The following is a 20,192-nucleotide window of genomic DNA, read 5'->3' as shown; positions in this document are numbered from 1 at the left end:
AGCGTCAGGAATTGAGAAAGAATCAAGATTCAATAGCCAGGAATCAAGATGAAGGGCCATAATATAAAAAGCAAAGAGTCAAAAATCAGGATCAGAAACGTTGGTATACTCTTCTTATCCTGATTCCTGGCTCTTAAATCTTGATTCTTAAAACCTACTTGCCGAATATCGCTGACAGTTTATTGTCAAGATCTGCACCACGCAGGTCCTTGGCGATGATCTTTCCTGTTGGGTCGAGCAGGAAATTATGCGGGATGGATTGTACTGCATACAGAACCGCCACCTGGTTGCTCCAGGCGTTAAGATCTGATACCTGTGTCCATGCCAAGCCATCATTTTTGATAGCGGCTACCCAATCGGCTTTACCATTTGATTTATCAAGCGATACGCCTATGATGGTGAAGTTTTTTGTTTTGAATTTATTGTAGGCCTTTACCACGTTCGGGTTTTCCTGGCGGCAAGGGCCGCACCATGACGCCCAAAAATCTATCAGTACATATTTACCTCTAAAAGATGATAAAGTAACCGGCTTACCATCAGGATCGCTCTGCGTAAAATCAGGCGCTATTGAACCTAAGGCAGTAGATTTTAAACCATCAATCCCTTTTCTGATCACCTTACCCTGCTCTGTATCTTTTAAGTTTTGCGACAATGAGTTATATAGATCATTCAATACTAAATAATCAGGCGATGGGCCTAAAGAGCTCAGTACGATCAGGCTGAAATAATTATCAGGATTGCTTTTTATGAATTTTTCGAAGATAGCGGTTTGCTCGTCGGCCAACGCTTTGTGCTTGGCGTCTTCGGCAGTTTGGTATGCTTCGGTGTTTTGTTGCGCCGCAGGGGTTGCGCTTTCTTCGGTTTTAATTGCTTTTGCTTTAGTGATAACAGGCGTTAAATCCACCATTAATCTTTTATAAGCATCATTAACTGCTGAGCCGGTGATCTGCGCTTTCCCAATGGAATCGGTTGTACTCACTACTGCCATTGTGCCTTTTTCAACATAAAAGCTTAAGCCATCAAGCGATTTTTCATCCAGGTATGCTGAACCAAGGCCTTTATGGTCTATAACCAATAAAGCCTGACTTGGGTCCATTACCTGACCGGAAAACTTGAAACTGCCTTGTACAATTTCAGATGAGTCGATTATCTTATTGGCGCCTAACTGGTAAAACAGGTAAGCACGCACAGGTGCATTTAAACTGCCAACTTTACCCTGGATGGTAAATGTTGAAACTGTAGGAGATGTTGTTTGCGCAAAGGCCAGTGACGGCAACAATGCTATAATAAAAACGAATATTTTTTTCATAAACACAATAATACTAACAAAGGTAACGTAAAAATGCGCTCAGAATTATTCTATCAGATGAGTTTTTGGTAAGTACGCCACCAAAGATCAGGCATTTCGCCGGAAACAGCGGTCTTGTAATCATTATATTGACAAGGCACTAAATGGAAACGCTCGTTAATAGAGCCAGTGTTTGGGTAAGGCACCTGCATCCACCAGCGGTCTGATTTTTTGCTTTTTACAAACACCACTTCATGCTCATCGTGCTTTAAACTGGTTTTATAAATCAGGTATTGCGATTTCGGGTTGAGCGGGAAATCTTTTTTACGGTTATAAAAACCATCAATAAAATACCATATCATTTGCGCTACCAGCGTAGCAGTTTGGCCGTTACTATCATAAGCCGGGCTAAACTCGTAAAAGCCTATGGAAGTTAGCTTATCATTAAAACCTGCGTAGCGGCAAAGCTGGCATGCTTCCTCAGCATAAAAGCCATTTGGGGTAGCATTAGCACTGCCCATCGCATCAGACGAGCGGATGGCATTTACATCAAAACTGATCATGCTCGCGTTGCGGATAATGGGTTCAGCAACGGCTATATTGCCGCTTAGTGCGCCTAAACGATGTGCATCGAAAAACAATTTTTCCATCACCCGCAAACCTGCCTGACTAATAAAATAAGTCTGGTAACCCAGGTTACTAAAGTTGAACAGGAAATTAGGCTCGTGCAAAAATATTTTGCTCAGGTATGATTGCGATGTGGTTTCGATGGTATCGCCAAAGGCATCATCATCCAGGTCGAAATGCGAATCGATAACTACCAGGTCAACTCTTTGCTCCAGGTTTTCATAACCCATGTATTGGGCATAGGTAAGATCCTGCCCACCACCTATGATGATGGGGATGATATCTTTTTTAACCAGTTCCTCAACCACCGTTTTTAGGGCGAAGTAAGTGTCAGTTATAGTAGCACCAGGTTTTATATTGCCAAAATCAACAATTTTGGTGTTGTAATTCCCCTCGTTAAGCAGGTAAAGTTTTTCGCGTACATAATCGGGTGCCAGCGCACAGCCGGAGTTATCCACGGCATTACGATCCTCCATTACCCCAATAATGGCGATATCTATTTTTTGCTCCTGGTCAAGGGAATCAGCAGCATATTGTTCTATCCTGTCGCCCATATGACTGGCATAATAACCGTTTTTAGGTGTTATAGTTTTAAGATCAACCGGGGTAAAAAAATCAGATAAAGACATGTTTTATAATATGCGGATGTGCAAATATGCAGATTGTTTTGATATGCATATGTGCGCTGTGCAAAATATGCAGTTTTTTTAATGCGGACGTCACAAATGTGCGTTTGCCCCATTTAATATTTACTCTATGCCCGGAAAGCTATTGGCGTAAAGGAAGTTTGCTTTTTGAAATATTTAGAGAAATGCGCCAGGTCATCATAACCTAATGCATAGGCTATCTCGCTTATGCTCCAGTGTGTTTGTTTCAGTAATATTTTGGCTTCCTGTATGATCCTGCTGCCGATCATTTCGGATGTTGTGTTGCCGGTAACTTCCTTTAAAACCTTATTAAGGTGATTTACATGCACAGCCAGGCGGTCGGCATAATCTTTAGCGGTACGCAGTGAAAGTGACTGACGGGGTGACTCCAGCGGGAACTGTCGCTCCAGTAATTCGATGAACAATGATGAGATGCGTTCCGAAGCATTCTGCGAAGCACTCAGTGTCGACATAGGCTGTAGCTTTTGCCCGTAGTGTATAAGTTCCATAACGAGGGTGCGCAGCAGGTCAAATTTATATTGGTAATCAGTGCCCAGCTCTTTGAGCATCTTCCGGAAGATATATTCTATTTCCTTTACCTCTGTTTCAGAAAGTTGGAACACGGGCAGTTGGCCTGGTTGAAAAATAGGCAACTCATCCAGCCCCAAACCTGTTTTGCCCGGCGAAAGGAAATCGGCGGTAAAAATGCAGAACATACCGGTTTGATTACTATCGGCGGGCAGCCAGTGATAAGGGATCTTGGGTGTTGCAAACAGCAGGGCATTTTCCTGCACATCAATCACTTTATCGGCATACTCGGCGCGGCTTTTACCTCGTAGCCAGCTGATCTTGTAATAAGCGCGCCTGCTATATGGCATAATACGGTCACCTGTTTTTTTGTCGAACAGCTTCTCACTTTCAAACACATTAAAATGACCTATGTCACGGGCGATCCCTTCAGGCTGCGGAGCTCCGTTCCTTTGGTAAAAATCGTCAAGTGAAGTATTGATGATCATTTTTGTGTTTGATAATCTATAATACAAAGATGAGAATATTACCAGTCAATAGTTTGCAACAATCAATCCGTTATTTGTACATTTCAAACTATATGCAAAAATAGGCATCGCTGATAATTCGTATTTGCACATACGCCTATCAATATGCACATTTGCACATACGCATAGCTGCACATAAATAATGATACTGGTTACAGGCGCAACAGGTTTTTTAGGTTCGGAACTGGCCAGGCAACTGGTGCAGCAGGGCAATACTATCCGCTGTACCAAACGCGGCAGCTCGGTAATACCCAAAATACTCATCCCTTACCAGCAACAGATAGAATGGGTTGATGCCGATATGCTCAACATATTTGCCTTGGAAGATGTGCTTGATGGCGTTACCCAGGTTTACCATTGCGCGGCATGGGTATCATTAAGGCAGGCCGATAAACAACCCATGATCCGTACCAATGTTATGGGCACTGCTAACCTGGTTAATTTATGTACGCAGTTTGGTATAAGATTATTGCACGTAAGCTCCATTGCCGCCATTGGCACCGCCTTACCTGGCGAAATGATAAGTGAAAATAACCACCTTGAAGAAACCGCCGAAAACGACGGGTATGCCATATCAAAGCTGGAAAGCGAGATGGAAGTATGGCGTGGTATTGCCGAAGGATTGAACGCGGTAATTGTAAACCCATCATTAATACTGGGTGCAAGCTCAGGTACAAATGGCACAGGTCAATTATTTGAGACCGTGCGCAAGGGCCTAAAATTTTATACCGCCGGCACAGGAGGTTTTGTTGATGTAGAGGATGTAGCCAAATGCATGATCCTGCTCATGAACAGCGACATACAAGCCGAACGCTATATTATCAACGCTGAAAACCTGACTTATAAAGAAGTAGTTACCGATATAGCCAACCATTTTGGCCTAAAACCACCTGCAACCCTTGCTACACCGTTTATGATGGGCCTGGCCTGGCGAGGATCGGCTGTTGTAGCGGCCTTAACCGGCAAAGCTCCCGCAATTGATAAAGTTTCGGCCCAAACGGCATCGCAAACACGGGTTTATGATAACTCGAAGATTAAGAAAGCGATAGGAATTGAGTTTAAGAGTATTAATAAAACGGTGAAGGAAGTTTGTGAGGCGTTGGCCGAGGTCATTAGTTAATGCTTTATCTTCGATAAGGGAGGGGGGCATACTGAGCATGGTCGAAGTATGCGGGCAAGGCCTCTGCACTTACCCTTCGACTAGGCGCTCAGGGTGACACCCACCACGCGTTATTCTTATATCTCAACAAACCATACCAACTTAATCAACTAATCGTCCAAAAAATCATCCAAAATTTGCACATTTGCACATCCGCATATTTGCACACTAAAGCTTATATCTGCACATCAAATAATGGATCAATATTTTATTATAGACTTCGACAGCACATTTACGCAGGTTGAAGCGCTGGACGAACTTGCCCGCATCTCCCTTAAAAATCACCCTGACCGGGAAAAAATATACGAACAGATTGAAGAACTAACCAACGCCTCGATGGAGGGCCGGTTATCATTCACGCAAAGTCTGGAGGCGCGTGTTAAATTATTGCAGGCTAACCGTGAGCATTTAAAACAGCTCATCACTCATCTAAAAAAGAAAGTATCTACCTCTTTTTCACGTAATACTATCTTTTTTAAGAATCACCAGGATGAGGTATTGATCGTATCAGGCGGCTTTAAGGAGTTTATTACACCGGTTGTTACCGAGTACCATATTAAAAAGGAAAACATCTACGCCAACACCTTTGTGTTTGATGATGAGGGGAATATTATCGGCTACGACCGTAAAAACCCATTATCGCAGGAAGGTGGCAAAGTAAAGCTATTGAAAGAGCTAAACCTGCCTGGCGAAATATTTGGCATTGGCGATGGTTATTCTGATTTCCAATTAAAGGAATCGGGTATGATAAAAAAATTCTTTGCCTTTACCGAGAATATCGAGCGGAAATCTGTAGCGGAAAAAGCCGACCATATTACCCCAAGCTTTGATGAGTTCTTATACATCAACAAACTGCCGAGAGCTATATCGTACCCCAAAAACCGCATAAAATGTTTGGTGGTGGGTAATGTTGATGAGGATGCCCTGGCGCAGATGCAAAAGGAAGGTTACAACATTCGCCAGCGTGAAAGTATCGAAGACAAATATTTAGAGGAAGCCGGTATCTTATTTTGCGATGAGGAAAATCAACCAACGCCCGAGCAATTACAAAATGCTGGAAGGCTAAAAGCGATAGGTATCTTTGGTAAAATAAGCAGCCGCAAGCTGGGTGAAATAGCCTGTGAAAATGGCATTATCATTTTTGATGATCCTAAGCATAACCCACGTAATGATGATTTTATCCCCAAAAGGGTAATGGCATTTATGAACGAGGGTAAAACACATACCAGTTGTAATTTCCCTGATCTGCAGCCGCCGCGCATTAATAACGCGCATAGGTTGATCCACATTCACAAAAATGTACCGGGTATACTGGCTAAGATAAATGATGTATTCGCCCGCCATAACATTAATATAGTAGGCGAGTTTTTGGTTACCAACCCACAAATAGGCTACGTAATTACCGACGTTAATACCGGTTATGACACCCAGGTATTGAACGAGCTTAAAGCGATTGAGCAGACAATTAAGTTTAGATTGCTTTATTAAGAGAAGTCCGAAAGACAGTAAAAGCAAAAAGTCCGGAAGTAAAAAAGCTTTACTTCCGGACTTTTTGCTTTTCATCTTTCGGACTTTACTGACTTTCCGACTTCCGGACTAAAGACTACTCTTTCGACGGCACTACCAGTACCGGAATTTCCGAGTGGCGCACCACATATTCGGCAATGCTGCCCATCAGCAGGCGGTCGAGACCAGTACGGCGATGGGTGCCGATGATGATCAGGTCGGCTTTAAACTCGTGGCTACAATTGATAATACCTTCGCCGGTTGAGCCGAATTCATTAAAATGAGTAACCTGCAATGTGCCACCATACTTTTTAACAATACGCTCCATTAAATTTTCGGCTATCTCATCCTGCACCTTTAAAAGTTCAAGATTATCGGGTCCACTAAGAGCCTGCATTGAAGTGCCCAATATTTCATCGGCCCCGGTATTGGTCATAGCTAAAGATACGGGTTCGGTCATATGTACCAATCCTACGTGAGTATTCAGTGTTTCAGCCAGATTAAAACCATATTTCGCGGCATGTTCGGCATATGCGCTGTCATCAATGCCTATTAGTATTTTCTTTATCATAAAATTATAAAGGTTTGGTGTGTATAATGTATAACAATTTAAGCGACAGATGTTTTGCAGTGTTATAAGTTTATGGGTTACTTATTATCAGCAATAGGTATTAATACTAAACCTATTATGACTCGTATTGCAAAAGTGCTTTTTTATACACTAATAGTTATTTTAGTGACTGCATTAATAAGAATTAAACCGGCAACAGAATATATTGGTTTTTATGCAGGTGAGTGCATAGGGGCATGTAATATTAGCTACGAGATCACGGCTGATAAGCTTACAATCGATGAAGTTTCAAATGACTCGGTACCGAGCAGACATCATGTAATAAAAGGCAACTTTGATTCACTCAGATTTAGGGTTCCATTGCTGATATTATCACAAATTACCGGCAGGTTTGGCTGTCCGGATTGTTCCGATGGCGGCGCATCAACCTTAGGGTTTAGACTATTAGGCATGACGTTTAATTATGCTTTTGACAGGGACAAGAAGCCATGGTATTTTCGTGATGCACATGATATTATAAGAGACAGATTGAATAAAATACAGAAGATAGATTCAGCATATCATAAATAACAAATCTTCCTACATTTGCTTATGCCGTTTACACCCGAAATTGAACAACGCCTAACACAGCTGCAGGAAAAATATGAGGCCATGGGCCAGGATATGCCTGCCTATCTGGATGGTTTGCTGTATGCCGATTTTTTAACTTACTGGGATTATATTCACCTGGATACTTTACTGAGCCTGCAAAGCCCTAAAACACCCTTCCCGGATGAGGAGATCTTTATCATTTATCACCAGATAACAGAGCTGTATTTTAAACTGGCACTGCACGAGTGTAAACAGATAGCAGAAGCGCAACATTTAACAACCGACTTTTTTACCGCCCGCATAAGGCGCATTAACCGTTATTTTGAAGCGCTCACCCATTCGTTCGAGATCATGGTTGATGGGATGGAAAAAGAGCAGTTCCTTAAATTCCGGATGTCGTTATTACCGGCAAGCGGTTTTCAATCGGGGCAATACCGGATGATAGAGATCCATGCTACTGATTTCATTAACCTGGTGGCAAAAGATAAACGGGCTGAGTTAAGCACGGCTACCATTGAGGACCAGTTTGAGCATTTGTATTGGAAATCGGGCGCCACGGAACTGGCAACAGGCAAAAAAACGCTGACACTTAAACAATTCGAGAAGAAATATTCCAAAACTTTTATTGAACTGGGCACTGCAAATGTTAATACCAATTTTAATGCGCTGCTACAGCAATTTAAATACAAGGGAGAAAGCACGCCGCAACTGGAGGACGAACTAAGGCGCCTGGATAGCAATGTAAACGTAAACTGGCCCCTATCGCACTATAAATCCGCCGTGCGTTATCTTAACCGCGAACCCGAGGATATTAAAGCAACCGGCGGCACCAACTGGCAAAAATACCTTCCTCCGCGTTTTCAGAAACGCATCTTTTTCCCAAGCTTATGGACCGCCGAGCAGGAAGAGAGCTGGGGTAAGAGTTGGGTTGAGCAGGTGCTAAGGGATTTATAGAATTGCAAAATATGGCAGACAATCAATATTTTACAAGAATAAAACGGCACTTTATTGCCTTTGGCATTTTAGGTTTATATTTCTTTTGTTGGATCTGGTTAGGATGTGCTGCCTTCTATGACTTTAACAATCATGGTGATGGAGAAGAGATTGGAATAGCTTTATATTCCTTCTTACCCTGTATCTTCCTACCATACTTTATTATTACAGGAATGATGGCAATTATCTCCAAACAAAAAAGTGCCTTTTATTGGAAATTAGTTTGGCTAATACTAATGCCAATACCTATAGCCGTAGTGGTTGGCTTAGGCATTTATTTTCTGCATTAATTTCATTTCCGGGAAACAGAACTCGTCATCCCGTTCGCTGATTAGCAGATCGAAACCCCACATGACAAACAGCTTGCCTAGCATGTGATGTGCTGAAATAAGTTCAGCATGACGGATTTGAAATGAGTAATAAGTTAAAAACTATTAATATTTTAACAAAAATACCTAACTTGCCATTTTCCATAATTTAATACGATAAGGCCATGACAGAGACGCTGGACATCAAGATCACCAAAACAAACCATTCGCGCTTAGCGGAAACCGATTTTAACAATTTGCCTTTCGGAAAAATTTTTACTGACCACATGTTCGTGGCAGATTACGTCGATGGCGAGTGGAAGAATTTTCAGGTCATTCCCTACGGCGAAATTGGATTGAGTCCTGCCATTTCAGCCCTGCATTACGGACAATCATTTTTTGAAGGGATAAAAGCTTACAAACATGCCGATGGCACGGTTTCAGTTTTCCGCCCGGATAAAAATGCAAAACGTTTTAATAAATCGGCAGAAAGACTATGTATGCCTACCATACCTGAGGATATATTTTTACAAAGTATTGCTGCAGTAGTTGATATTGACCGCGACTGGGTACCTACCCAAGCCGACCATGCATTATATATAAGGCCATTTATGTTCGCAACTGATCCATTTTTGGGTGTATCGCCATCATCAACCTATAAATTCATGGTGCTATTATGCCCGGTTGGACCATATTTCTCAAAAACATTAAGGGTTAAGATAGAAACTTATTACACCCGTTCTGCCGAAGGCGGTATGGGGTTTGCAAAATCATCAGGTAACTATGGCGGCGCTATGCTGCCTGCTAAAAAGGCCGTTGAAGAAGGCTTTGACCAACTGATATGGACCGATGCAAAGGACCATGCTTATGTTGAGGAAATGGGCGCTGCCAACGTAGTTTTTGTATTGGATGGCACAGTACTAACCCCATCAACCCGTGATACTATTTTGGATGGCGTAACCCGCGATACAGTTTTAGCGCTGGCCCGCGAATGGGGTTACCCTGTTGAAGAACGCCGCGTATCGGTAGCTGAAATTATTGAGGGTGCTAAAAACGGCAAACTTAATGATGCCTTCGGTGCTGGTACTGCCGCTACCATTGCGCCGGTTGGCTCCATAAGCTTTAATGGCGAAGAGTACTTTTTGAGCGACCCAAAAACACGCGAGTTTTCGCAACGTGTATTTAAGGAAATGAATGCTATAAAATACGGCACTACGCCTGATACCCACGGTTGGAATTATATTGTGAATGCTGAGTGACGCCAATGATTTTATTATATAAGCCCTGAGAGATCAGGGCTTTTTTTGTAAAGCAGGATTTCTAATTTTTATATAGGGTATTACTCAACACTAACTGTTAATCCCTCCTGTTGTAAAATTTTGCGGTAGATCTCCATTTCGGTAAAGGAACCTTCCAGTACAGCGCATTTGCCCTCGTTGTGTACTTTCCAGGCTATTTTCTCGGCCTGGGCTTCCGAGTAATCAAGATATTTGATCATGCAATAGATCACATGATCAAAACTGTTAACATCATCGTTCCATAAAATAAGTCGGTGAATTTCCTTCAAACCTACCAGCAACTCCTCGAGTGTGAACGTTTCTTCCTGTACTTCAGTTGGCATATGTAACTGTAAAATTACTTAAAAACTATAATAAAATTGTTAAAATTCTGTTCAAAGGGGAATTTTAGCAGTGAAATGATGAATCAAGAAATCATCCTTTAAGGAAAATTTTCCTAGTGAAGATCTATTCATCGTAAAATCGCCCTAAAATAAGCAAACATCACAATTAAATTAATGAAACAATCCCCTTTTTACATTACCGGTATTTTAACTATCCAATTAATGGCAACCATGATATGCCATGCGCAAACGGATGTAAACCTTAAGCTGCAAACACCACCGCCACATTTAACCGTCGACGGTGATATAAGAGATTGGGGCGATAGTCTTAAATTTTACAGTCCTGAAGAACGCATCAATTATATGATGGCCAATAGCCAGGATACGATTTACCTGGCTGTGAAAATTTATGAAAAATCGGAAATCGGGCGTGTGTTAAATGCCGGTTTAACTTTCAGCATCGACCCAAAGGGTAAAAAGAAAGAAACTTTTAGCATAACCTTTCCCCTGAACGTACAGGGCAGTGCGTCTGTACCATTTAAACGCCCCGAAGGCGATGAAGATGCAATAAGCCAGGAAGACCGCAATGAACTGATGCGTGAGCGCATAACCTCATTAAGGGGCATTAAGGTTGTTGGTTTTAAGGATATTGAGGATGATATGATCACCACATCAAACACCTATGGTATACAAACCGCAATAAACTATGATGATGCCGGCAACCTGATTTGCGAGGCTGCTATACCATTAAAATTTTTCCATGCTGATAACCTGATGAAAAGCCCGTGGGCATTTAATATCAAGATAAACGGTGTACAACGCCCTAAACCAAGCGGCGATAGCGACAGCGGCGGTGGAAGACAAGGTGGTGGTGGCATGGGCGGCGGTGGCGGCATGGGAGGTGGCGGCGGCAGACATGGCGGCGGCGGTGGTGGAAGACACGGTGGCGGCGGCGGCAACAGCAGTCCTGATAATAGCGAAATGAGTAAATCGGTTGATTTTTGGGGTAAATTTTCGTTAGCGAAATAAGTAAAATTTTAATATGTCATTGCGAGGAGGAACGACGAAGCAACCTCGTCGCGTTCAATATGCAAGCGACGAGGTTGCCACGCTATCGCTCGCAATGACATATTTTTACATTATTCCACCTTATACCTGTACACCTGCCTGCCCAAATTCCCATCACTGTCAATACCTTCAATAACTACGCGGTAGGTCCCTTTGCTGCCTGCATTAAAGAAATCCAATGAAGCATTGCCATCTTTATCAGTAATAACATTAGGGTTCCAGTAAATGGTTGACCGCAGATCTGCTACCGCAGTGTTAGTTTTAGGATCGTCATATTTAGGTGAGTAAAACTCCCTGGTTTTATAATAACCCTTGGGCGAAACAGTAATAATACCCGGTGCCGGGCGGCTTAAATAGGAATGATCTTCATCCCCCCTTTTCATGGTGATCAATATAACACCACCGGGACCAGCTTGGCTCCCATATATTGAATAATAAGTAGGTGTACGCAGTACTTCTATACTTGCAATATCATTGGAATTGATCATATCATACTCCGAACTTTGCAGAAACATACCATCAACGTTAATAGTCAACGCACCCCCACGGGTTGAATAAGGTATTCCGTTGCGAAAAGTAACCCCCATCACCACACCTTGTAAACAAATGCTAAGTGTTGGGCAACCAAGTAATCTATCCCCTAATATAACCTGATCTGCATTGCCCGGTCCGTTTAAATTATCAGAATGTTTTAAAGCAGCAGGCCGTTTATCCCTGATTTCAACCTCTTTCAATACTATTATATGATTACCCAAGCCGTACTTTAACTGTGCATCATAATAAGCTTTGCTATTTTGCATGTAGACTGACAGCCCATCGCTCACATTCACCTGCATATCGGGCGCATTCTTATTTTGGGTAACTTTTTGCGGGTTTATGTCGTCAAGATCAATTTCTACATTTTTCCTGTCCTTGCTGGTACGTGCCTGTATCACAAACCTAACACTATCCCTGAATGCAAGGTTATCGAACGAAAATTTACCCTGTTCATCGGTTACCGTATCTATAAAAAATGTCCCCCCTCCGGTAGCTAACAAAGTAACCTTACCATGCGGCACAGGTTTACCGCCCGATGTTTTTATATGCCCACTGAGATGTAAGGTTCTTTCAGGTTCATAGGCCAATGGCGGCATATCATCCTTTAATATCTTTTTCCATTCAAAGCGGCGATAGCCCTGGGTAAGCATCAGTACATCCAGATCGGCTTTAGTTTTTTCGTTTACGCCGGTAAAGTAATAGTTGGGTTTTTCTACATACCCTTTTATGTCTGACGTAAGCAGCAGGTTTGACAATATGGTACTTTCATCCTCTTCTTTAACCGGCACCTTTGTTTCATCAATAACAGCCACGGAAAAGGCGCCTATTACCGGCTTTGAATCGGCGTTTTGGGCATTTAGGTTGATCTTAACTTTTTCCCGCGGCGCGTAGGTTTGTTTAGCCGAATTTACATCCATCTTAAGCTGATCAGGATTTTGTATAAATACCAATCGCTCATTCATAGGTTCCCCTTTTGACGAGAATAAGGTAAACTGTACAATACCTGACGGGAAACGGCTTTTGGATATAGATGCCGTAAAATTGGTACTGCTGGCTTTACTCTGCGCGGCAAAATATACCTGCCCGCCTGATTGACCAATAACACTAATGGTATCGTCAGGATTATCGGCAAGCAACGCGTGGCTGGCTGATATTTTTAACTTAACATTATTAGGGTCGGTGTTATCAATGCTTAAAACAAAACCTTTATCAATTGCCTTAGGCAGATCGAAACTTTTGGTTGTGCCATCGGCAAATGTAATATTGGCTTTGTATGCTCTTCCGGTAGCTGGCAAAAGATCAAATACCCCCATTCCCAGGTGCTCGGTGCTGAAAGCAGTTATGGTATTATTCTGATCATCAATTACGGTCCCTTTTACATCTGCACCTAAACCATCGGCACCTGTTGCCTTAAAAGCTACTTTGGATCTGACACCACTCACCAGGCTGCCGCTTTCTGGAAAAAACTGGACATCAACATTGGCCGACGTGTTTTTTATCAATATAGCTTTGGTAACCGTTTTTTTATCATCCAGCTTAATGGTAGTTGCTATCATGCCCGACTGCAACGCCGTAGGCTGCGGGTCGGTGAAGGAAACATTGATATTTCCCTTATCATCCGTGATGCCTTTCCCCTTGGCTACAGATTTTGCATTCAGCTCAACAGTGTACCGCACTTCTTTATTTGCATACGGTGTACGATTCAAATCAGCATAGTTGATGACAGCATTTACCTGCTGTTTGCCGTTTTGGGTAGTATAGGTATAGGTTGTTTTTGTAAAGACCTTATTAGTGGTTGAGTTAACAATGGTAATGGCCTTATCAAAAAAATAATCCTCGCCGGCATTGCGCATGTAATTGGTGTAGGCACGTATGTGGTAGTTACCTTCTGTTAATGTATCAGATAGTGCAAAGTCACCCCAGGCGAGGCCGTTTATCAGAGGCAGCTTAACGCTTTGCTTTACGGAATCCTTATCATCAATCAGCTCCACATTTAAAGCACCGCTTAAGGCTGATAACTGATGCTTGCTGCCTATGGTTACATAAGCCTTAAACCATATATCATCGCCGACTGCATAATAGGGTTTATCAAATTGCAGGTAAACTTTTTCAGGCGCGTAGTTTTCCTTCCACTTATTGAGTTGTCCGGCTATTTTCTCTATTGAATATTCATCAGCATTAATAAAACCGGCTATGGTTGTTACACTGCCGATCAGCAATAGCCCTGCAATTATTTTTTTGTAGCTCATAGGTATAAAAATAAATTATATGTGCTTAATAATGCCGGTTGGTTGTATAACAAATATGTTACTTTGGGAAAGAGTCAAGATGTAAGAATCAGTATAAAATGAGAAAGATATTAACCGCTTTGTCTGCAAAATAATCTTTCTTGATTCTTGACTCTTAATTCCTGGCTCTTGTAAACTAAAACTTATTCTTCCACATCATGCTTTCAACAGGGCGGGTGGTGGGGTTGTTGTATTTGGCGTTGCCTTTGGTATTGTACATGGTTTCAATATCGCCCTCAACAACAAAATAAATAAGCTGACCTATAGGCATACCTGCATAAATCTTTACAGGTTGCGCGCATGATATTTCAAGCGTCCAGGTATTGCAGAAACCTACATCGCCTTTGCCGGCTGTAGCGTGTATATCAATACCCAGCCGACCGGTGCTTGATTTTCCTTCCAGAAAAGGCACATGGGCATGTGTTTCGGTATATTCAAGCGTTACGCCCAGGTAAAGTGTGTTGGGCTGCAAAACAAATCCATCCTTGGGGATCTCAAAATAATCTATCTCATTATGCAGCTTTGCATCAAGCACCCTATCACGATAAGTAGCTAAATGTTTGCCCAAATGCACATCGTAGGAGTTGGTGCCCAGGCCCTCACGTTTAAAAGGTTCAATAATAATGGTGCCCTTATCAATTTCCTCAAGAATGCGTTTGTCTGATAATATCATATTTAAAGATGTTATATGGCTAAATTAGAATTATTTGACATAAGTTTGCCATCCTTTTTGCAATTTTACTTTTATGGCTATAGCATACCGCCAACGGGTTGATGATGACACTGAATTTGCTCTCTGGAAAATAGAGGAAGAAGCAGATGAATTGTATAACCAGTTACAATTAGATGCCGACGAACAGGCTTATTTTGAACAGCTAAGCAAAGGCAAGCGCCACTTGCACTGGCTGGGCACGCGTGTGCTGTTGCGCAAAATGCTGAATACTGACGCTTTTATCGACTGCAAGGTTGACGCGCATGGTAAACCCTACCTGGTTAACCTGCCTTTCCAGATCTCGATGAGTCATTCTTTTGATTACGCCGCGGTAATGATCAGCAAGAAAAGTCCGGTGGGGATTGATATTGAGTTGATAAAGGAAAAGGTGGAGCGCATTGCCAACAAATTTATGCGCCCCGAAGAAATGGATTTTATTGCCGCCGATAATAACCGCATACCGCAGCTATATGTATGCTGGTGCGCCAAGGAGGCGGTTTATAAATGTTACGGACAAAAAGAGGTATCGTTTGTAAACAACATTTTATTGGAGCCATTTAAATTTGCTGAGCAAGGCACATTGCAGGTTTCTCTGGATAAAGAACCGGTAAAAAATAATTACAAGGTTGAATACATGCAGTATGAAGACTACATGATAGGATATGTAAAGGGCTGATAAATGAAGAACAAAAAAGTTGAGCTGATAGATTGGGGACTGATAGATTATCAGCAGGCATGGGATAAGCAGGAAGAGATATTTAACAGCACTGTCAAGTTAAAAACGGAGATCCGTAACAGGCAGGTGGCAGTTACGCCGGATGCATTGCCCGTTGAGGACAATGATATAACGCCGAACTATCTTATTTTTTGCGAACACCCGCACGTTTATACCCTGGGCAAAAGCGGTAAGGCCGAACATTTATTACTCGATGAGCAAGGGCTGAAGGAAAAAAATGCCGTTTATTATCCCGTTAACCGCGGCGGCGATATCACCTACCATGGGCCGGGGCAGATAGTAAGCTATCCGATACTGGACCTGGATAACTTCTTCACCGATATACACCTGTATTTAAGAACACTTGAGGAAGCTATAATACTTACCCTTGCCGATTATGGTTTACAGGCAGGGCGTTACCCCGGCTATACCGGTGTTTGGTTTGACGCCGATAACGAAAAAGCCCGAAAGATATGCGCCATGGGTGTGCGCTGTAGCCGCTGGGTTACCATGCATGGCCTGGCACTAAACGTTAATACCAACCTGGATTATTTTAAAAATGTGATCCCCTGTGGTATTGATGATAAAGATGTAACCTCGATGGAGCGCGAGCTGGGAAGAAAAGTTGATATTAATGAAGTAAAAAAAATCCTTACACATCATATTTCCGTATTGTTTGATATGGAGATATTGATATGAAAGTTTTACAGATAATTTTAATTAGTTTGACTACGCTGTCCGGCTGTAAAAAAAATGAAGCTAACCCTTATGTTTACACGTCAACTGACATCGTTAACCCAGTTAAAGCAATGACCACCGATTCCATTACCTACCTTGCTTTAGGCGATTCTTATACTATAGGCCAATCTGTATCGCAAGCAGAATCATATCCATACCAGTTAACTACTGCATTAAGCGGAGCAGGCTTTAAAACCCGTAATCCGGATATAATTGCAGTAACCGGCTGGACAACCGACGAACTGATAAATGCGATCGCGACCAGTCCGTTTCAAACTAAACAATACAGTTTTGTAACCTTATTAATTGGGGTGAATGATCAGTACCAGGGCATGAGCCAGGCCAATTACACCATAAAATTTGCGCAGGTACTAAATACAGCTATAAGTTATGCCCAAGGTGACCCTAACCGAGTTTTTGTATTATCGATACCAGATTACGGTGTTACGCCATTTGCAAACGGAAATGACGCCGTTATAGGCCCGCAAATAGATCAGTTTAATGCTATCAACGCAGCTATCAGCGCCAAAGCCGGCGTATATTATATTAATATTACGGCAATTTCAAGGCAAGCTGCTAACGACCCTTTGTTAATTGCTTCGGATGGCTTGCACCCGTCGGGCCTGATGTATACGCAATGGGTAAGCATGCTTGAACCATTAGTTGCTACGCAATTGAATAAGAAGTGACTTTTAGTCTTGAGTCTGAAGTCTTTAGTCGTAAGTAAAAACTACCGCCCGTTCAAGCGGACTTTAGACTTACGACTAAAGACTTCAGACTCAGGACTAAGGTGCTAACACTCAGGCAAACTCAGCGGTATATTTATCGCCAGGCCGCCATCAGATGTTTCCTTGTATTTCGAGTTCATATCCTGAGCGGTTTGCCACATGGTGCGTACTACGGCATCCAGACTTACCTTGGCATTTTCGGGGTTACTTTGCAGGGCCAGTTGTGATGCGGTTATGGCCTTTATAGCGCCCATGGTATTACGCTCAATACAAGGCACCTGCACAAGTCCGCCTATTGGGTCGCAGGTTAGGCCGAGGTGGTGTTCCATGGCAATTTCGGCAGCCATTAATACCTGGCGCTGTGTGCCGCCCAAACATTCTGTTAAAGCAGCAGCAGCCATTGCCGATGATACGCCAATCTCCGCCTGGCAACCACCCATAGCCGCCGATATAGTAGCACCCTTTTTAAATATGCTGCCAATTTCTGATGCAGTAAACATAAAGCGGATCACCTTATCATCAGTATAGCCATCACAAAAAGTTATATAGTATAGCAGCACTGCCGGTATTACCCCTGCTGCGCCATTGGTCGGAGCTGTAACCACCCTGCCGAACGAGGCGTTTTCTTCGTTTATGGACAAGGCGAAGCAACTTACCCAATCCAGTATATTTTTAAAGCCCCCGCCGGTTTGGCGTATGGCTGTTACCCATTCATCAAAATTGCTGTAAGTATTTGTGCCGATGAGCTTTTTGTTAAGATTAGCCGCCCTACGCGATACATTTAAGCCACCGGGCAAATTGCCCTTAGTATGGCAGCCACGGTACATACACTCTTTCATCACCCTGAAAATATTGAGCGCGCCCGCGCGCACCTCATCCTCATTGCGCCAGGCCAACTCATTTTCCATTACCACTTCTGATATCTTGAGCCCGGTTTTCATGCACCAGTGCAGTAAATTGCCTGCAGTATCGATAGGAAAAGGCAGGTCGACCTCTGTTTTTGATTGATCCTGCTCGCCCTCCTTAACTACAAAGCCGCCGCCAATGGAATAAAAGGTAGCTGATATAGCCTTATCGCCCATTAACAATGCCTGAAAGGTTACCGCGTTTGGGTGATAGGGTAAACTTTCGTTAAATAAAAACAGCAGGTCATCATCAGTAAAAAAACTGATCTGCTGCGTGCCCCCCAGCATTAATTTATGCGAGGTTTTAATGTCGTTTATTTTAGTATCTATCGCGTTTACATCAAAAGTTACCGGGTCATCACCGCTCAGGCCCAGTAGTACGGCAATATCAGTGCCGTGGCCTTTGCCTGTTTTTGCCAGTGAGCCATATAGCAATATCCTGATCCCTTCAACCAAAGGCAGGGCCTGCTGCTGTTCCAATAATTGTACAAACTGCTGCGCGGCACGCCAGGGACCAAGCGTGTGCGAACTTGATGGCCCTATGCCAATCTTAAACATATCGAATACGGATATTTGCTCTCTCTGCATAGTTCAAAATTACAATAGTATCCTGCTTTTGCCGATAAAATTTTGATTATTGAGAATAGATTTTTACATTCAACTATAAATTAATCTCTTATCACCAATGGATCAAACAACACCTTTCGATCAAATGCCTCCTCTACGCCCGAAAAACTGGCTGGTTGAGTCTATTTTAGTTACCATTTTTTGCTGTCTGCCTTTTGGCATTGTAGGCATTATAAATGCGGCCTCTGTTAATAGTAAATATGATTCCGGGGATTATGCCGGAGCCTTGTATTCTTCGCAGCAAGCCGGAAAGTGGACTAAAATTGGATTTTTTACAGGTATTGCAGTAACGGTAATTTATTTAATTTTTGTTTTTACAGTAGGTATCAGCAGCTTTATGCCGCATCATTAATAAATGACATTAAAAAGAAACCTGTATTTTGCCTTAACCGGATTGTTATTAATTGCTTTAGCCGTTATATACTATCTGTTTAACCCGGCAAAATATGGGTTTTTCCCAAAATGTCCTTTCCATACACTTACAGGCTTGGATTGCCCCGGCTGTGGTTCGCAACGGGCCATATATAGTCTTTTACACGGCGATCTAAAGCAGGCGCTCTCCTACAATCTTTTATTAGTTATCAGCCTGCCTTTTCTACTGGTACAGCTTTCTTATAAGATCAGGTCGTTCATCTTCAAACGTGATATCCGCTGGGCAATATTGTACCATCCGCTTACGCCTAAAATAATATTTGTTATAGTGATGATCTTCTGGATCGTGCGTAATATCCCGGCAACGCCGTTTAGTTATTTATCAGCAGATCACTAGACGAACTGATATGGCTGTAATCCTTTATCAGGATTTGTAAAAACTGCATAGCGTTCATATTCGGCGGCAGGGAAATAGATAGATGCTCCCGCATTTTATCGGCCATGGTATAAACCAGCATATCATTTCCCGATTTAAAGTAATTGCTCATTACTTCATGTATCAGCTCAATATCTTTATCGTTTAACTGGCTTGCCTGCGGAAACACAGGCTGATAGGTATCATCGGTAGTAGCAAAAGCAATATTATCCCTTTTTGTGCGTGGAGATGTTTTTATCACCGCTGTACCCGCAACCAGATCACCAAGGCGCTGGCCTTTTTTTGATACCGCTACCGAAATTAACGCACATATACCACTGCTAATGCCAAAATCAACCATCCTGAATAACCAGCGCAACAGGTATTGGCTAAATCTCGGTCTTGTCCCGTTTAAGCTGATCACCCTTATTTTCATAATCCGTTTGCCGAGGCTTTGCCCGTTAAAAAATGTTTCGAACAACAGATCATAAAAAACATACAGCACACCAATAATTATAAAATATACCATAATAAAGGTTTCAGCTGAAAATATTGCCCCTATAATGCCGCCAACAATAAACAAGCCGATAAATATTCCGCAATCAATTATATAGGCTAATATGCGCTCGCCTAAGCCGCCAATCTCATAATCGATATCAATATTTTGGGTGGTGCGTACACTTATAGTTTCCATCTTTAACAAATATAAAATTGTTATTGA

21 protein-coding genes are annotated in these 20,192 nt (G+C 42.4%); 12 read left to right on the top strand and 9 right to left on the bottom strand.

The window, feature by feature from the left end:
* Positions 1-154 precede the first annotated feature (154 nt).
* The 3 genes from BLU33_RS02025 to BLU33_RS02015 form a co-directional block, all read right to left on the bottom strand.
* On the bottom strand, positions 155-1,309 hold the full coding sequence (locus BLU33_RS02025) for a TlpA disulfide reductase family protein (RefSeq protein WP_091368484.1): 1,155 nt from the start codon (positions 1,307-1,309) through the stop codon (positions 155-157).
* A 53-nt stretch (positions 1,310-1,362) separates the two neighbouring features.
* Positions 1,363-2,544 carry a formimidoylglutamase gene (locus BLU33_RS02020; RefSeq protein WP_091368481.1) on the bottom strand — a complete coding sequence of 394 codons (1,182 nt, stop codon included), beginning with the start codon at positions 2,542-2,544 and terminating at the stop codon, positions 1,363-1,365.
* A 125-nt stretch (positions 2,545-2,669) separates the two neighbouring features.
* Positions 2,670-3,578, bottom strand: a complete 909-nt coding sequence (locus BLU33_RS02015; protein WP_091368476.1) for a helix-turn-helix domain-containing protein — start codon at positions 3,576-3,578, stop codon at positions 2,670-2,672.
* A gap of 181 nt (positions 3,579-3,759) precedes the next feature.
* On the opposite strand from BLU33_RS02015, the gene BLU33_RS02010 reads away from it, so the two are divergent.
* On the top strand, positions 3,760-4,737 hold the full coding sequence (locus BLU33_RS02010; protein ID WP_091368473.1) for an NAD-dependent epimerase/dehydratase family protein: 978 nt from the start codon (positions 3,760-3,762) through the stop codon (positions 4,735-4,737).
* Positions 4,738-4,971: 234 nt separating this feature from the next.
* Positions 4,972-6,264: an HAD-IB family phosphatase gene (locus BLU33_RS02005; RefSeq protein WP_091368469.1), complete on the top strand. Its 1,293-nt coding sequence runs from the start codon at positions 4,972-4,974 to the stop codon at positions 6,262-6,264.
* Between the two features lie 115 nt (positions 6,265-6,379).
* Here BLU33_RS02005 and BLU33_RS02000 read toward each other — a convergent pair whose 3' ends face one another.
* Positions 6,380-6,853 (bottom strand): universal stress protein, encoded by a 474-nt coding sequence (locus BLU33_RS02000; protein WP_091368466.1) that lies wholly within the window; start codon positions 6,851-6,853, stop codon positions 6,380-6,382.
* A gap of 117 nt (positions 6,854-6,970) precedes the next feature.
* On the opposite strand from BLU33_RS02000, the gene BLU33_RS01995 reads away from it, so the two are divergent.
* From BLU33_RS01995 to BLU33_RS01980, 4 genes are all read left to right on the top strand, one after another.
* Positions 6,971-7,423 (top strand): hypothetical protein, encoded by a 453-nt coding sequence (locus BLU33_RS01995; protein WP_157682020.1) that lies wholly within the window; start codon positions 6,971-6,973, stop codon positions 7,421-7,423.
* Between the two features lie 21 nt (positions 7,424-7,444).
* Positions 7,445-8,398, top strand: a complete 954-nt coding sequence (locus BLU33_RS01990) for a tryptophan 2,3-dioxygenase family protein (RefSeq protein WP_091368460.1) — start codon at positions 7,445-7,447, stop codon at positions 8,396-8,398.
* 11 nt (positions 8,399-8,409) lie between these two features.
* A complete protein-coding gene (locus BLU33_RS01985; protein WP_091368457.1) occupies positions 8,410-8,727 on the top strand; it encodes a hypothetical protein in 318 nt (105 codons plus the stop codon).
* 203 nt (positions 8,728-8,930) lie between these two features.
* Complete coding sequence (locus tag BLU33_RS01980; protein ID WP_091368453.1) at positions 8,931-10,004, top strand: branched-chain amino acid aminotransferase; 1,074 nt, start codon at positions 8,931-8,933, stop codon at positions 10,002-10,004.
* Between the two features lie 80 nt (positions 10,005-10,084).
* Here BLU33_RS01980 and BLU33_RS01975 read toward each other — a convergent pair whose 3' ends face one another.
* Positions 10,085-10,366 (bottom strand): ATP-dependent Clp protease adaptor ClpS, encoded by a 282-nt coding sequence (locus BLU33_RS01975; RefSeq protein WP_091368450.1) that lies wholly within the window; start codon positions 10,364-10,366, stop codon positions 10,085-10,087.
* Positions 10,367-10,540: 174 nt separating this feature from the next.
* Here BLU33_RS01975 and BLU33_RS25350 point away from each other — a divergent pair, with 174 nt between their 5' ends.
* Entirely contained in the window at positions 10,541-11,395 is an 855-nt protein-coding gene (locus BLU33_RS25350; RefSeq protein WP_197684548.1) for a hypothetical protein, read from the top strand.
* Between the two features lie 110 nt (positions 11,396-11,505).
* Here BLU33_RS25350 and BLU33_RS01960 read toward each other — a convergent pair whose 3' ends face one another.
* Both BLU33_RS01960 and dcd read right to left on the bottom strand, forming a co-directional pair.
* Complete coding sequence (locus tag BLU33_RS01960; protein WP_091368441.1) at positions 11,506-14,220, bottom strand: TonB-dependent receptor; 2,715 nt, start codon at positions 14,218-14,220, stop codon at positions 11,506-11,508.
* Between the two features lie 175 nt (positions 14,221-14,395).
* Entirely contained in the window at positions 14,396-14,932 is a 537-nt protein-coding gene (gene dcd, locus BLU33_RS01955; RefSeq protein WP_091368438.1) for a dCTP deaminase, read from the bottom strand.
* Between the two features lie 73 nt (positions 14,933-15,005).
* On the opposite strand from dcd, the gene BLU33_RS01950 reads away from it, so the two are divergent.
* The 3 genes from BLU33_RS01950 to BLU33_RS01940 are packed head-to-tail and all read left to right on the top strand — an operon-like array spanning position 15,006 to position 17,113.
* Complete coding sequence (locus BLU33_RS01950; protein WP_091368434.1) at positions 15,006-15,647, top strand: 4'-phosphopantetheinyl transferase family protein; 642 nt, start codon at positions 15,006-15,008, stop codon at positions 15,645-15,647.
* A gap of 3 nt (positions 15,648-15,650) precedes the next feature.
* Positions 15,651-16,385, top strand: a complete 735-nt coding sequence (lipB, locus tag BLU33_RS01945; protein WP_091368431.1) for a lipoyl(octanoyl) transferase LipB — start codon at positions 15,651-15,653, stop codon at positions 16,383-16,385.
* Positions 16,386-16,411: 26 nt separating this feature from the next.
* The gene (locus BLU33_RS01940) at positions 16,412-17,113 is read left to right on the top strand and encodes an SGNH/GDSL hydrolase family protein (protein WP_232009375.1); all 702 of its coding nucleotides are present in this window, start codon (positions 16,412-16,414) and stop codon (positions 17,111-17,113) included.
* A gap of 104 nt (positions 17,114-17,217) precedes the next feature.
* Here BLU33_RS01940 and BLU33_RS01935 read toward each other — a convergent pair whose 3' ends face one another.
* On the bottom strand, positions 17,218-18,645 hold the full coding sequence (locus BLU33_RS01935) for an L-serine ammonia-lyase (protein WP_091368425.1): 1,428 nt from the start codon (positions 18,643-18,645) through the stop codon (positions 17,218-17,220).
* Between the two features lie 97 nt (positions 18,646-18,742).
* Here BLU33_RS01935 and BLU33_RS01930 point away from each other — a divergent pair, with 97 nt between their 5' ends.
* On the top strand, positions 18,743-19,036 hold the full coding sequence (locus BLU33_RS01930) for a CD225/dispanin family protein (protein WP_091368422.1): 294 nt from the start codon (positions 18,743-18,745) through the stop codon (positions 19,034-19,036).
* Between the two features lie 3 nt (positions 19,037-19,039).
* A complete protein-coding gene (locus BLU33_RS01925; protein WP_091368418.1) occupies positions 19,040-19,453 on the top strand; it encodes a DUF2752 domain-containing protein in 414 nt (137 codons plus the stop codon).
* Here BLU33_RS01925 and BLU33_RS01920 read toward each other — a convergent pair.
* On the bottom strand, positions 19,428-20,165 hold the full coding sequence (locus BLU33_RS01920) for an RDD family protein (protein ID WP_091368415.1): 738 nt from the start codon (positions 20,163-20,165) through the stop codon (positions 19,428-19,430). The two genes, BLU33_RS01925 and BLU33_RS01920, sit on opposite strands and share 26 nt — an antisense overlap.
* Between the last annotated feature and the right edge of the window lie 27 nt (positions 20,166-20,192).

The organism is Mucilaginibacter mallensis (genome assembly GCF_900105165.1).
Lineage (GTDB): Bacteria > Bacteroidota > Bacteroidia > Sphingobacteriales > Sphingobacteriaceae > Mucilaginibacter > Mucilaginibacter mallensis.
This window is presented reverse-complemented; position numbering and strand designations above follow the sequence as displayed.